At 47.9% G+C, this 14,387-nt stretch carries 12 protein-coding genes and 1 CRISPR repeat array; of the genes, 10 read left to right on the plus strand and 2 right to left on the minus strand.

Annotation, left to right across the window (positions count from 1 at the left end):
- Positions 1–125: 125 nt before the first annotated feature.
- The 3 genes from pstB to rpoH all read left to right on the plus strand — a co-directional run bounded on the left by pstB (position 126) and on the right by rpoH (position 3,214).
- On the plus strand, positions 126–935 hold the full coding sequence (pstB, locus tag MEALZ_RS06540; RefSeq protein WP_198482352.1) for a phosphate ABC transporter ATP-binding protein PstB: 810 nt from the start codon (positions 126–128) through the stop codon (positions 933–935).
- Between the two features lie 438 nt (positions 936–1,373).
- Complete coding sequence (gene phoU / locus MEALZ_RS06550; RefSeq protein WP_014147827.1) at positions 1,374–2,093, plus strand: phosphate signaling complex protein PhoU; 720 nt, start codon at positions 1,374–1,376, stop codon at positions 2,091–2,093.
- Between the two features lie 254 nt (positions 2,094–2,347).
- The gene (rpoH, locus tag MEALZ_RS06555) at positions 2,348–3,214 is read left to right on the plus strand and encodes an RNA polymerase sigma factor RpoH (protein WP_014147828.1); all 867 of its coding nucleotides are present in this window, start codon (positions 2,348–2,350) and stop codon (positions 3,212–3,214) included.
- Between the two features lie 444 nt (positions 3,215–3,658).
- Here rpoH and MEALZ_RS06560 read toward each other — a convergent pair whose 3' ends face one another.
- Together MEALZ_RS06560 and MEALZ_RS06565 are read right to left on the minus strand one after the other, a co-directional pair.
- Positions 3,659–4,231: a DNA-3-methyladenine glycosylase I gene (locus tag MEALZ_RS06560; RefSeq protein WP_014147829.1), complete on the minus strand. Its 573-nt coding sequence runs from the start codon at positions 4,229–4,231 to the stop codon at positions 3,659–3,661.
- Positions 4,232–4,276: 45 nt separating this feature from the next.
- Complete coding sequence (locus MEALZ_RS06565; protein WP_014147830.1) at positions 4,277–5,143, minus strand: WYL domain-containing protein; 867 nt, start codon at positions 5,141–5,143, stop codon at positions 4,277–4,279.
- 98 nt (positions 5,144–5,241) lie between these two features.
- On the opposite strand from MEALZ_RS06565, the gene cas3 reads away from it, so the two are divergent.
- From cas3 to cas2, 7 genes are all read left to right on the plus strand, one after another.
- Positions 5,242–7,545, plus strand: a complete 2,304-nt coding sequence (gene cas3, locus MEALZ_RS06570; protein ID WP_014147831.1) for a CRISPR-associated helicase Cas3' — start codon at positions 5,242–5,244, stop codon at positions 7,543–7,545.
- A gap of 88 nt (positions 7,546–7,633) precedes the next feature.
- A complete protein-coding gene (cas5c, locus tag MEALZ_RS06575; protein WP_014147832.1) occupies positions 7,634–8,365 on the plus strand; it encodes a type I-C CRISPR-associated protein Cas5c in 732 nt (243 codons plus the stop codon).
- Entirely contained in the window at positions 8,355–10,121 is a 1,767-nt protein-coding gene (gene cas8c / locus MEALZ_RS06580; RefSeq protein WP_014147833.1) for a type I-C CRISPR-associated protein Cas8c/Csd1, read from the plus strand. Before cas5c ends, cas8c begins: the two co-directional genes overlap by 11 nt.
- The gene (gene cas7c, locus MEALZ_RS06585) at positions 10,121–11,068 is read left to right on the plus strand and encodes a type I-C CRISPR-associated protein Cas7/Csd2 (RefSeq protein WP_014147834.1); all 948 of its coding nucleotides are present in this window, start codon (positions 10,121–10,123) and stop codon (positions 11,066–11,068) included. The genes cas8c and cas7c overlap by 1 nt, the downstream gene beginning before the upstream one ends.
- Before the next feature lie 99 nt (positions 11,069–11,167).
- On the plus strand, positions 11,168–11,824 hold the full coding sequence (gene cas4 / locus MEALZ_RS06590) for a CRISPR-associated protein Cas4 (protein WP_014147835.1): 657 nt from the start codon (positions 11,168–11,170) through the stop codon (positions 11,822–11,824).
- On the plus strand, positions 11,821–12,855 hold the full coding sequence (gene cas1c, locus MEALZ_RS06595) for a type I-C CRISPR-associated endonuclease Cas1c (RefSeq protein ID WP_014147836.1): 1,035 nt from the start codon (positions 11,821–11,823) through the stop codon (positions 12,853–12,855). Before cas4 ends, cas1c begins: the two co-directional genes overlap by 4 nt.
- A 12-nt stretch (positions 12,856–12,867) precedes the next feature.
- On the plus strand, positions 12,868–13,158 hold the full coding sequence (gene cas2, locus MEALZ_RS06600) for a CRISPR-associated endonuclease Cas2 (protein WP_014147837.1): 291 nt from the start codon (positions 12,868–12,870) through the stop codon (positions 13,156–13,158).
- 180 nt (positions 13,159–13,338) lie between these two features.
- Positions 13,339–14,372: a CRISPR direct-repeat array (repeat unit 37 nt; unit sequence GTATCTCCCGGCCAAACAGCCGGGAGCGGATTGAAAC).
- The last annotated feature ends 15 nt before the right edge of the window (positions 14,373–14,387 follow it).

Here is a 14,387-nt window from a genome sequence, read left to right on the forward strand (position 1 = left end):
TTTAACAAATGTAGTCATTTAGTGTTTGTCTGTTTTCTATTATTTATTTTAATTACAATGGTTTACGATTATAAAATATTAAGGCTGGGTTAAGCGCTATGACCAATCAACCCTTACGGAAACACATGCTCGATTTGGATGCGTTGACTCAAGATAAGAAGTCGAAAGGTATAGATCAAGAAGAAGTGTGCATCAAGGTGAAAAATCTGAATCTATTCTACGGCGATCAACAAGCTTTATATGGCATCGATATGCATATTCCTCGGCAAAAGGTGACTGCCTATATTGGTCCAAGCGGTTGCGGGAAATCCACATTGCTGCGCTGTATCAACCGCATGAACGACCTGGTCGATAATGTCAGAATCGAGGGCAAGATTTTGCTCGATGATGAAGATATTTATGCGAGATCGGTTAATGTCGCGGCGTTGCGTAGACGGGTCGGAATGGTGTTTCAAAAGCCCAATCCGTTTCCGAAGTCGATCTATGAAAACGTCGCTTACGGTTTGCGGATACAAGGTATCAATGATCGCAGAACACTCGAAGAGACCGTTGAGGAGGCTTTGCGCGGCGCGGCGCTTTGGGATGAGGTCAAAGATAGACTGCATGACAATGCTTTAAGTATGTCGGGCGGTCAGCAGCAAAGGCTCGTGATTGCTAGGGCAATTGCGATCGAGCCCGAGGTCTTGTTGCTGGACGAGCCGGCATCGGCTCTGGATCCTATTTCAACTCTGAAAATCGAAGAGTTGATCAACGAATTGAAAGAGAAATACACGATTGTGATTGTCACGCACAACATGCAACAAGCGGCACGCGTATCCGATTACACGGCGTTCATGTACATGGGCAAATTGATCGAATTCGACAATACTAGCCATTTGTTCACTAATCCGTTGAAAAAACAAACCGAGGATTACATCACCGGTCGTTACGGCTAACGGAATGTTAATTTCGCGCGGAGGCCGCAAAGAAAAAGGTTATAAAATGAGAGTTTTCATCGTTCCCCGGCTCTGCGTTAATCGCGACGAAGGCGTCGCTTCCACAAACAATTGGTTGGATGCTCCATTGTGGGAGCGACCCCTAGATCGCGATATCGAAGCCGGGAACGTCAAACAACCATCAACGGTATCGAGGTCGCATCGGCTAAGGAACGAGCCAATTTCGCGCAGAGGCGCCGGGAAAGAAAGGTTTAAATAGTTCCCACGCTGCATAGAAACTTTGGTGGGAGAGGGATGCTATATCGTCCTTGAACCTCAAAGCAGTTCAGGCTGTAATTACTTGGCTTTCCCCGCGCCTCTGCGGGAGTATTTCTGTTCTCAGTCGGAATCGCTATTTTAGGCTTACTTATTAACTGCGCTTGCATGCTAGGATAAACCATGGATATCAATAAAATCGGACATCATATTTCGAGTCATTACAACGTAGAGCTCGAGGATATCCGTAACAGCGTTTTGAAGATGGGCGGTATTGTCGAAAGGCAAATCGAATTGGCGGCATTGTCGTTTACCAGCAACGACATGGAAATGGCCGAGCAAGTGATTCAGCAAGACGACTACGTCAACCGGCTCGAAAAGCAAATCGATCAGGCCTGTACCGAAATTTTAGCAAAGCGCCAGCCGGCCGCGTTCGATCTACGCTTGTTGTTGTCGGTGATTCGAACGATTAACGATTTGGAACGGATCGGCGATGAGGCGACTAAAATCGCGGAAATGGCGATTCATTTGAGCGATACCGAAGGCAAAACCCGGAATGAAGAATATTACGAAATTCAGCATCTGGCCGAATTGGTCATGAAAATGCTGCGTAGCGCCTTAGATTCCTTTGCACGTTTGAATGTCGAAAGCGCAGTATCGGTTACCGCCCAGGATGCCATGGTCGATCGCGAATACGGAAGTATTATTCGGCAAATGGTGGCGCGGATGATGGAAGACCCGCGTAATGTCAGGCGAACGCTTGATGTGTTGTGGACGGCGCGGGCGCTCGAAAGAATCGGCGATCATGCCTGTAATATCTGCGAACATGTAATATACATGGTTAAAGGAGAGGATGTCAGGCACATGAGCCACGAAGAACTGGAAAGAAAAATTCAAGGTTGATATGCCATTAACGCAAGGTAAAAAGGGAAGTCGGTTACGTTATTTATCGCCTACGATAAGACTAAAAAAGTAACCTGACCCCTTTTTTACCCCTTTTTTACCTTTTTCATATCGCGAAATCCCCAGTGAATCAGAGTCGTTCCAAGCCCTATCGATAATGAATGGATTCACAAAATAATGCGGAACTTATAAAAATTTTAGCACTCATAACGCGAGAGTGCTAAAATCGGGCAAACTTAAAAAAAGGGGAAATCATGAGTAACGCATTAGCCTTTGCCTTACCAACTAATCTTTCCGTAGGAACATTCGACACTTATTTGAATGCGGTCGCGCAAACGCCGACCTTGTCTCACGAACAAGAGCGCAAGCTGGCGCTTCGCTATCGCGATGAAGGCGATTTGGAAGCAGCGAAGGAGCTAGTTATGTCGAATCTTCGTTTTGTCGTTCATGTCGCGCGTGGATACAGCGGTTACGGACTACCGTTGCCCGACATCATTCAAGAAGGCAACGTCGGCCTAATGAAAGCCGTCAAACGCTTCGATCCCGATGTCGGGGTTCGCTTAGTGACCTTTGCCGTGCATTGGATCAGAGCGGAAATACATGAATACGTCATCAAAAACTGGCGTATCGTCAAAATCGCTACAACCAAAGCTCAGCGTAAACTGTTTTTTAATTTACGCAAATCGAAAAACAACCTAGGCTGGTTGTCGCACGACGAGGCGAAAGCTGTCGCCAACGATTTAGGCGTTGATCTCAAAACCGTTTATGAAATGGAAAAACGTATGGACAGTTCGGATATGGCTTTCGACATGCCGCATGACGAGCCGTCCGAAGAAAGCACTTACGCCTTTCCGGTCAGTTACTTAGAACAACATAACTCGGACCCAGCGGATCTGCTGGAAAACGAGCAATGGCAAGGTTATGAAGAAAACATGCTAAGCGAAGCAATGGCGGAGCTCGACGAGCGTAGTCTCGATATTCTCAATAGCCGCTGGCTAAGCGAAGAAAAAGCGACATTGCATGATTTGGCCGCACGCTACAACGTTTCAGCCGAGCGCATCCGGCAGTTGGAAAAAAACGCCATGAACAAGCTGAAAGCCGCATTCGTGCTGGAAGCATAATACGTCGAACACTTCACGCGGGGCGGGTTATTCAACCCGCCCTAAACGTTTTCCGGTTTCCATAAGCCTCCGTGAGAATCCATATTTTGGCAGGACGGGGTTTTATAACCCCGTCCCGCAGGAATATACCTGACGTGCAAAAAGAAGCGCCCGATTGCTAGAAGATTGCCACGTTGTGTGAAAGGCTATTGGGGGTTTAGTGTTAGCGGCTTCGATAGCCGCGACGAAGGCGTCGCTTACACAACAATTGTAATCCCTTGTAGGAGCGATCCCCTGATCGCGATTTCGAAGCCACGAGAGTTAGGTGGCAATAAAGGGTATCGAGGCCACATTAGCTAAAAGACAGCAAGACAGAGTATCTACCGCTTAAGTATTACGACGAGTGGTCTTCCGTGGGAATCCATAAGAGTAGGAAATAATCACCTTCTCGTAACCGGAAGTCTATCAATCCGAAATCCGCGCAATCTCCCCATAACGGAAACAATCGACGGTATGATCGTTAACCATGCCGACGGCCTGCATGAACGCATAGCAAATCGTCGAGCCGACGAATTTAAAACCGCGTATTTTCAATTCCTTACTGAGCCGATCCGATAAAGGCGTATTCGCCGGCAACTCGGCGTGCGTCCGCCACGCGTGCTGGATTGGCCGGCCGTCGACAAAATCCCATAGAAACGCATCGAAACTCCCGGCTTCTTCTTTGACGTTCAAAAAAGCGCGTGCATTGGTCACAGCGGCATTCACTTTGAGCCGGTTGCGTATGATGCCTGGATTCTCCAGCAACTCCGAAATCTTTGCCTCATCATAGCCGGCCACCGATACCGGATCGAAATTGTCGAACGCCGCCCTGAAATGGTCGCGTTTTTTTAAAATCGTAGACCAACTCAAGCCCGCCTGGGCGCCCTCCAAAACCAAAAACTCGAACAACAGACGGTCGTCATGCACCGGCACGCCCCATTCGCGGTCGTGATAGTCCTCTTCAAGCGGGCTGGACAAAGCCCATCGGCATTTGTTCATGTTAATTGAAAGATATGCTTAGATTTCAATGAAGGATATCGTGCGTTAAAAAAAGATAAAGTCCTTGATCTCATCGCGATTCAAAAGCACGATTTGCTGCTCCATCGCTTCCCGATGCAGATCGTCCTTGCCGATTCGCATACTCAAAAGAAAATACGACAACAAGGCAGCCCGAATTTGAGTAACGCATTTACCGTCGACCATCCCGAAATCGCGCTCGATCACGCTTTTTTGCGCATCGTTTAGTCCCGGATGCGGACCGATTTCGACAGTCAACCACTTGTTCCACAAAGTGTCTGTGAAAGAGGGCTCGTCAGCCTTACCCAAAATAGAGACGCGATGAATACGTGCCAGAACGAAATCGCGGTAGTCGTTGTGAGTTACGCTGAAAGACCGAACGTGCCAACGTAAACCGTCGAACACCAAAGTATGAGGATTGATTTGCAAAGTCTTAGGCTCAGGACTGGACAACGATTGATATGAAATCTCCAGCTCGAATTTAAATCGCACCGCCTGCACAATGCCGCGCAAGACTCGCGTATCGATTTGCCGTGCCAACGGATTGACGATTTCAACGGTTGGAAGGTTACCGACTAATGCAATCAGGGTTTCGTAACCGTTTTGTTGCTGTAATTTTAAAACCTGTAACAGCTCGCCGGTCGTTCCATCCATGAAACCCGGTTTAAACGAATCGTCGACCACATAGCGTTTCAAATACTTATCGTAACGAATATTCCCCGGACACAACGATTGATAAAGCGTCAAATCCTTCGATGCCTGTACTCGACTGATGCCGAAATAATTAATCAACGTTCCGGTCGAAATTTCGCCGCTCCAAAACACCGTTGCTTCCAGCAAAGTTAATCGATGACGCTGTTCCCACTTTAAATTCGGTTGCAAGAGATTACCCATGGTGTTAGAGTCATGAAAACTAAATTTATATGTTTATTGTGGAATGGTTAAGAATTCTATCAGTAGCTTAGCAGGTATCAAGCGTAAGGGCAGGGCAGATGAAAAAATATTTTGCGCATAGTGGGAATGATTTCGGGAGTTGGCATTTGTTGAATGAGCATTTGGAATCGGTCTCGAAATTGGCTCATTCCTATTCCGAAGGCTGGCGGGGCGGAGAAGAGGCGGCCCTAGCCGGATTGCTGCACGATTTAGGTAAATATGGCGACAGATTTCAAAATCGTTTACATGGTCAGGACCAGGGACTTGATCATTGGTCGCAAGGCGCTTTTTTGGCATTGACAAAATACGGATCGATAGTCTCTGCGATCGCGATACAAGGCCATCATATTGGCCTGCAAAGCTTGCAAAAAGAAGATTTGAAAAAGTTAATGCCAGGAAACTTGGCGAAACACCACCCGCAACACTTACAGCTCAGCGATTTGGACATCGAACGGTTAGAGAGTCGGTTACATCAAGATGAATTGACTGCTCAAAAACCTGCTTCCCGATTATTTTCAGGTTGGTTGGGTCAATCGCAGGCGAGAATCGATACCATGCTGGATGTACGGCGGGTTTTTTCGGCATTGGTCGATGCGGATTTCATCGATACCGAATCGCATTTTAACGGCGATGCAAATGGAAAGATATATCGTAAACCGGGACTTAAACTCAATGACGATGGAATAGCATCAGCAGCATTGAAAAAGCTTTGCGACTATATTGACGCTAAATCAGCCCTAGCCGATCAGGCTTCCGTGCTGCAGCAAGTCCGCCGACAATTATTGAATTGCTGCTTAACCAATGCGCAGAAATCAACAAGCATATTTACATTAACCGCGCCGACCGGCAGCGGTAAGACATTGAGCATGTTGAGCTTTGCACTACAACATGCAATCCATAACAACTTGGAAAGAATCATTCTGGTGATCCCTTATTTGAGTATCATCGAGCAAACAGCTCAAATATATCGGGAGATTTTTGCCGAATTCGGTCCCGATTTCGTTTTGGAGCATCACAGTATGAGCGGACTAGGCGAGGAGACCGCCCAATCCGACGCCGAAGGTTGCGAAGATCGAGAACGTCAACTCAGGCGGCAGCGCTTGTTGTCGGAAAACTGGGATGCCCCGGTTGTAGTTACAACTAGTGTTCAGTTTTTGGAATCGCTATTTTCGAATAGGCCTTCCGCCTGCCGCAAAATCCATCGCATTGCCAACTCAGTGATATTATTCGACGAAGTGCAAACCCTGCCGACTGATCTGGCGATTCCGACTCTCGCGGCGCTCAGTCATATCGGGCATAGTTGGCAAAGCAGTGTCGTATTTGCTACTGCGACACAACCGGCTTTCGACCATCTCCACGCTGCGGTTCAAAAACAGTGCGCGTTCGGTTGGCAACCGACTATCCTTGTTAACGAGCATGGCTCTATGTCGAATGCTTTGCGCCGTGTCGATTATGACTGGCTTGACGAAAATCCGACCTGGACTGAGTTGGCGGCAATGTTGAATGAGCAAACGCAAGTCCTATGCATCGTCAATCTCAAGCGGCATACGCAAGCGCTTTGGGAAGCATTCGAGACGACGGACGAACTGTTTCATCTTTCCACGAATCTTTGCCCGTTACACAGGCAACAAGTTTTGAATGAAGTCAGGCAACGTTTGAAGGATGACCTGCCATGCCGCTTGATTGCGACACAGTGTATCGAAGCGGGTGTCGATGTCGATTTTCCTTTAGTATATCGCGCCTTTGGGCCGTTGGATGCCATCATTCAAGCGGCAGGTCGTTGCAATAGGGAAGGGAAATTGAATAAGGGGAAAATCGTTGTTTTTACTCCCGATTGCGATGGACGACTATATCCCGACAAAACCTATGAGCAAGCCTCTTCGGTAACAGCAAGCTTGAAACATGACTATGGCGAAGCTTTTGATCCTTATGATTCGAAGATTATTGAGCAGTATTACCGGCGGCTTTATACGGTGGCCGCGCCGGAACAGCTCGGAAAACGCTTGAACGAAGCCGTTCAAGATTTAAATTTTGTCGACGTTGCAAAGCATTACAGACTGATCAACAACGATACGATCAATCTGGTCGTGCCTTACGATAGAGAGCTTTACGAGAAATTACGGGAACAGGCCGCAACAGAAGGATTGACCTCGAAATGGGTCAAACAAGCGCGCTGTTTGAGTATCAGCCTGTTTCGCCCAAAACCGGATGATGTGATTTGGGATAGCCTGGTGCCTGTACAAGTTTTCAGAAATGGTCGGCACAGTCGACAAGAAGATTGGTTTATTGTCAATAACCTTGAAGATTACGATGCGAACTTGGGCTATATCAAGCCCGAGCATCTCAATCTATATATTGCTTGAGCCTGCACAGATGGCAAAGGTCATTTATAAAGCTTCGCATTTAATCACGAAATTTTTGCGAAATAGCCGTTATCCATGAGGAGCATATGTGAAAAATAAAGTTCATTGTTTAGATGTATGGGGCGATTTGGCCTGTTTCAGTCGACCGGAAATGAAAGTCGAGCGCTACAGCTATCCAATCATCACGCCTTCTGCGGCGCGTGGTATTTTCGATGCGATTTATTTCAAAAAGGAATATGACTTTTACTGGCAAATCGAACGTATCGAACTGCTTAAACCGCCCAAATACATTGCGTTACGACGCAATGAAGTCAAAGATAAAATATCGGCGTCGGAAGTGCAAAAGTGGATGAAGGGAACTAAGGCAATCACGCCGCTATGGGCGGATGGAACGCGGGACGAATTGGGAACCGATCAAAAAGGACGGACGCAACGTCAAACGATGGCCTTAAAAAATGTTAGGTATCGACTTCATGCCCGTATCCAAAGCCGTGATACCAAGGCAAACCTGAATGCCATGAACGCTCAGTTCGAGCGCAGAGCCTCCCAAGGCAAATGTTTCTATCAGCCGTATTTCGGTTGCCGGGAATTTCCGGCATTTTTCGAACTGGTCCAAAACAATCCTGAAACGAAGCCTGTCGATCTCGACTTGGATTTGGGGTGGATGCTTTATGACGTTTTCGATTTAAGCCGATCCAACGACTCTCAAGCCAAGCCGGCGATCAGCGTTTTTCATGCGGAACTGAAAAGCGGCGTTATGCGGGTACCCGATTACGAAAGCGAGGCTGTACGCAAAACGGAGCATGATAATGTTGAATGAGGTCTTGGCACATGCCGAACGTGCCGGCATCAAAACCGAGCCGGGTTTCAGCGTCAAATCGGCAAAGTGGGCGATTGTGATCGGCAAACAAGCCGAGATTACGGGGTTGATACCGTTGGGCGACGGTAAAACCGGTCTTGAATTTGCGTGTTGTCCCGATCTTTCACAAAGTGAAATGATCACCGGCAGTCTGACGCGTAGCCAGTTTTTATTGGAATCGTTGGCCGTCGTGGCGCTTTATTACAAGGAAAGTACCGACGAAAAGGAAGTTGATAAATATCGAAGCAAGCATGAATATTTTGTCGGGCTTTTAGAGCAGGCCTCTGCCAATTGTTATGAATTGGCAAGGGCCGCCACGGCGCTGAATAATCCTGAAGAGTTGCAGAAGCTGACACGCTTTCTCAACAACTATCAACCTAAACCCAAGCCGACGGACTCGGCGACCCTATTGATCGAAGATAGTTTTCCTTTGTGCTCGACGGCTTGGCATGACTGGTGGCGAAATCAAAGAGCGAGTGGAAACATCAACGATTTCGACAAAGCTGAAAACAAGGAGTCGATGCGTTGTTTGCTGACCGGCAATGCGATCGTGCCGGTCGATACACATCCGAAAATCAAAGGGTTGTCCTCGGTCGGCGGGTTGGGGACGGGGGATGTCTTCATCGGTTTCGACAAAGAGGCTTTCCAATCTTATGGCCTTAACAAATCGGCCAATGCCGCGACCGATGAAATCACGGCAAAAATCTACGCAGAAACCTTTAACCAACTGATCCATCGGCAAAGTATTCGCTTGATCAATGGTTTGGCGGTCTATTGGTTCGGGCGTGAATTGGCGAATCGAGACGACGATTTATTCGCCGAACTGGAAAACCCGGCCGAACCTTTGTCAGGTCAACCCACCAAGCCGAAGCAATTACTGAATGCGATAAAAGACGGACAACGTCCCGATTTGCTGGAAAATTATTACTATGTAATGACGGTATCGGGGCAATCCGGGCGTGTCATGGTCCGCGATTGGCAGCAAGGCCGACTTATCGAAATGCTGGAAAACGTCAATGCCTGGTTCGATGATTTACAAATCATTGCCCGTGACGGCGGAAAGTTAGCGCCACCTCCCAAATTTTTGGCGGTGGTCGGTAGTTTGTTTCGAGAACTTAAAGATGCCCCCGCACCGCTGATCAACGATCTTTGGCGCACCGCGCTCAACAAAAATAAGCCGGTATCCAATTCGGCATTTGCCCAAGCCTTAATGGCAACGCGCAAAGCCGTCATCAACGAAGAAGCACAAAATCATGCCCGTATGGGTTTGCTGAAAGCCTACCACATCCGAAATAAAGGAGATCGCTACATGAATACCCAACTCAATCCGGGGCATCCGAGCCCGGCCTATCAATGCGGGCGTTTACTCGCTGTGTTGGCTGATTTGCAATATGCCGCGCTCGGCGATGTCGGTGCGGGCGTCGTGCAGCGTTACTACACGGCAACTAGTCAAGCGCCCGCGTTACGCATCGGTCAACTGATGAGCAACGCCAAGAACCATCTCAACAAAGTCGGCGGTGGTTTGGCATTCGAATTCGAAAATCGTATCGGCGAAATCATGAGCGCCATGACGCAAATCCCAAAGACCCTCGATTTGGAACAACAAAGCTTGTTCGCATTGGGTTATTACCAACAATTGGCCGACAACAGAGCGCGCATGGCTGAAAACAAGGCTAAAAAACAAGCAAAACTAAACCAAGCAGAAGGAGAAAATTAATGAACATAGAAAACCGTTACGAATTCTTATTCTTATTTGATTGTGAAAACGGAAATCCAAACGGCGACCCCGATGCCGGCAATGCGCCGCGCATCGATCCGGAAGATATGTACGGCTTGGTGTCCGATGTCGCGTTGAAGCGGCGGGTTAGAAATTATGTACAAATCGCAAGACATAACATGCGTCCCCATGCGATTTTTATCGAACATGCGACCAATCTAAATCGGCCGATAGCCGAGTCGCATTTAGAAGCCAACGGCGAAATACCCGAAAAAGGAAAAGCTTCAAAAGACAAAGTCCGCCTGGCAAAAGAATGGATGTGTAAGAATTTTTACGATGTCAGAACTTTCGGCGCCGTGATGTCTACAGGCGCGAATGCCGGACAGGTTCGTGGTCCGGTACAGTTTTCTTTTGCCCGTTCGTTAGATAAGGTGTTGCCATTGGATATTTCTGTGACACGAATGGCGGTCGCGGAAGATGTAAAGGGCGCTAAAGATATTGCAAGTTATAAGGCTTGGGAAGATGCCCAACCTGAAGATCAGTTACGCACGATGGGACGTAAGAGTCTGATTCCTTATGGCCTCTATGCTGCTAAGGGTTTTATCAGTGCAAATTTGGCGCAAGAGACCGGATTCAGCGAAGCGGATTTGGAATTGCTATGGGAAGCCCTTCTCAACATGTACGACCACGATCGCTCGGCCAGCAAGGGAATGATGTCCTGTCGCGGATTGTATATATTTAAGCATACTGGTACCGATAGCGATCTGGAACAGAGGAAGAAACAAGCGATGTTGGGGTGTGCTCCGGCTCATAAATTGCTCGATTTGGGCGGTATCATTGACATAAAAAAACGTGAAGGGATTGAGACGCCGCGCAAATTCGCCGATTACGAGGTAACGGTCAATAAAGATCGTTTACCGGACGGTATCGAGCTCATTGCAAAATAATCGTGATAAGAATATCTCCCGGCTTGATGACCGGGAGCGGATTGAAACTACTGACGCACCGGCCGTTTAGAAAAATGACATCTTTAACAGCTTCACTATATGGTTAACAACATAGCCGATTCGATTGAAAAAATACCGCTTTCCGCGTTGAATCAATACGTATATTGCCCAAGGCGCTGTTATTTGATTCACGCGGAAGGCGAGTTTACTGACAATGTACATACCGAAAGCGGAAGTCGTGAGCATGAACGCGTCGATACTTTGCTTCATGAGATCAAACAAGATGTGCGCATCGAGTTCGCACTACCGGTTTGGTCGGACCGATTGGGATTGACCGGGCGTTGCGATGTCGTGGAATTTCGTTCGGACGGCATCGTTTATCCGGTTGAATACAAGCATGGTAAACGGAAAAAATGGCTCAATGACGACCTGCAATTGACAGCTCAAGCCTTGTGCTTGGAGGAAATGTTGAATGTCTCGGTGTCGTTCGGAGCGATTTACCATATTCAGTCCCGACGACGTCGTGAAGTTGAGATCGATTCCGATCTGCGGAAAACAACCGAGAGCTTGATAATTGAAATCAGATCGCTACTCGATCAATCCCGATGCCCGTCGCCGATCGCCGATAAGAAACGGTGCCCCGACTGTTCATTGAACAGCCTTTGCCAACCGGAACTTATCAACGAGATTCGGCGAATAAAGTACTGGTCCGATCAGCTATTCGACGTTTCCGAAGAAGAATGGGATTCTCTATGAAACAAGCGCTAAATACTCTTTATGTGACAACCCCGGAAGCTTATTTACGGTTGGAAGGCGAAACCGTATGTGTAATGATCGAAAAACAAAAGAAGATGCAAGTACCTCTACATCATCTCGGAGCTTTTGTCTTATTCGATAATGTCATGTTGAGCCCGGCACTTTTGGGTCGTTGCGCCGAAGATGGCCTAAGTGTTGTCTGGCTGAATCGATCCGGGCGTTTTCGAGCCCGATTGGAAGGTCCGGTAAACGGCAACGTACTACTGCGCCAAGCCCAGTACCGCGCCGCCGATGATCGAGACAAAAGTATCAAGCTCGCAAAGCGTTTTATCGCAGGAAAAATACGGAATAGCCGACAAATATTGATGCGGGGCGCTCGAGAAAATAAATCCGAAGCGGAAAAATCCAACCTGGTTCATGCTTCGCGGTTGTTGGCAGGCAATCTGAAAAAACTGCCGACAGTGCAAACGCATGATGAATTACGCGGCGTTGAAGGCGACTCAGCCAGAATATACTTTGATGCGTTACCGAAAATTATCAAGCCATCGGCAAGAGAAACCTTCAACTTTACGACCCGCAACAGGCGCCCGCCAAGAGATCCTTTCAATGCTTTGGCTTCATTTCTTTATGCATTAGTGTTGAGCGATTGCAGATCGGCTTTGGAAACCGTCGGTTTGGATCCACAATTAGGTTTTTTACATGCGGTTCGGCCGGGCAGGCAATCACTTGCGTTAGATATGTTGGAGGAGTTTCGAGCGCCTCTGTGCGATCGATTGGCATTGACTCTGATCAATCGCGAACAACTGAATGCAAAAGACTTCGACAAACGAGAAGGAGGCAGCGTGTTACTCAATGACAAAGGTCGAAAAACCGTAATCGGTGCATTTCAGACGCGCAAGCAGGAAGAGCTGAACCATCCGGTTTTGGACCAATCATTACCCATCGGCCTACTTGCTCAAATCCAGGCACGCTTGTTGGCGCGCTTCCTTCGGGAAGATTCCGAGGATTACATTCCCTATCTGCAGCGTTAGAGGGAAGATGTCATGTTGGTATTGATAACTTACGACGTTTCGACTGAAACCAGTGAAGGCAGACGCAGACTGAGAAGGGTTGCCAAGACTTGTTTGAATTACGGCCAACGCGTACAAAAATCGGTATTCGAATGTCGGGTCAATACAATGGAAATGAAGAGGCTGAAGGATCAGTTGCTGGATATTATCGATCTCGAAGAAGATAGTTTGCGTTTTTATCGAATAATCGAACCCTTGGAAAAAAACCGTGAAGAATTCGGTAATAGCAAAGCGATCGATTTTGAAAACACCTTGATCGTTTGAAGTTCGCGAACCTCGAGTGATGGTAAAATATCCTAGGTTACGCGCTTATTTTAAGTTTATGAAAAATAATGCAAAGATGTGGAGAAGAGGTTTGGTAAAGATGAAACTCGAATTGCAATCAAGTTGTTTCGCGCGATCGAGCCAAATTAGCTATAATCCTCATGGCCTTATACAAAGGCCGTATCTCCCGGCCAAACAGCCGGGAGCGGATTGAAACGAAAATATAAAGCCTAAACTGCTGGCCCTATCGGGTATCTCCCGGCCAAACAGCCGGGAGCGGATTGAAACATGACAACTCAAACAGCAAATCAAGTAAAACCGCGTATCTCCCGGCCAAACAGCCGGGAGCGGATTGAAACTTTTATCGCCACGCCCAGTTGCGGAGGACACGGAGTATCTCCCGGCCAAACAGCCGGGAGCGGATTGAAACCCAATTTCCCTGCGCCATGTATGAAATTGAAAATGTATCTCCCGGCCAAACAGCCGGGAGCGGATTGAAACTCACCTAACCAATGCGACATCGTTCGAAGAATCGGTATCTCCCGGCCAAACAGCCGGGAGCGGATTGAAACAAAGTATCAGCATGAGCGCCCCCGGAAGCGAGAAGTATCTCCCGGCCAAACAGCCGGGAGCGGATTGAAACATGCCATCGACGATGCCGGGGAGGTTACGCATTTTGTATCTCCCGGCCAAACAGCCGGGAGCGGATTGAAACGTGCCAATTTTGACAATTTTGTGCATCAAGCGGTGTATCTCCCGGCCAAACAGCCGGGAGCGGATTGAAACTAGTTAGTGGCGTTGTGAGTTACTGAAATGGAGGTATCTCCCGGCCAAACAGCCGGGAGCGGATTGAAACATTCAAAAGCCTGTGCGAGCTGCCGGAATTCGAACGTATCTCCCGGCCAAACAGCCGGGAGCGGATTGAAACATAGTTCGCGGTTTTGGTTTGAAAATGAACGGGCGTATCTCCCGGCCAAACAGCCGGGAGCGGATTGAAACCTTGGATTGGCATGATTTGTCCTATTGCATTGTTGTATCTCCCGGCCAAACAGCCGGGAGCGGATTGAAACGTCCATGACCTGGCTTTCTACGAATACGATGTTCGTATCTCCCGGCCAAACAGCCGGGAGCGGATTGAAACCTTTCCATGGGTTGCCTTGAGGATCGATTCCGTTTGTATCTCCCGGCCAAACAGCCGGGAGCGGATTGAAACAGGCTGGAAGTCGAAG

Origin of the sequence: Methylotuvimicrobium alcaliphilum 20Z, from assembly GCF_000968535.2 — a bacterium.
In the GTDB taxonomy this organism is placed as follows: Bacteria; Pseudomonadota; Gammaproteobacteria; order Methylococcales; family Methylomonadaceae; genus Methylotuvimicrobium; species Methylotuvimicrobium alcaliphilum.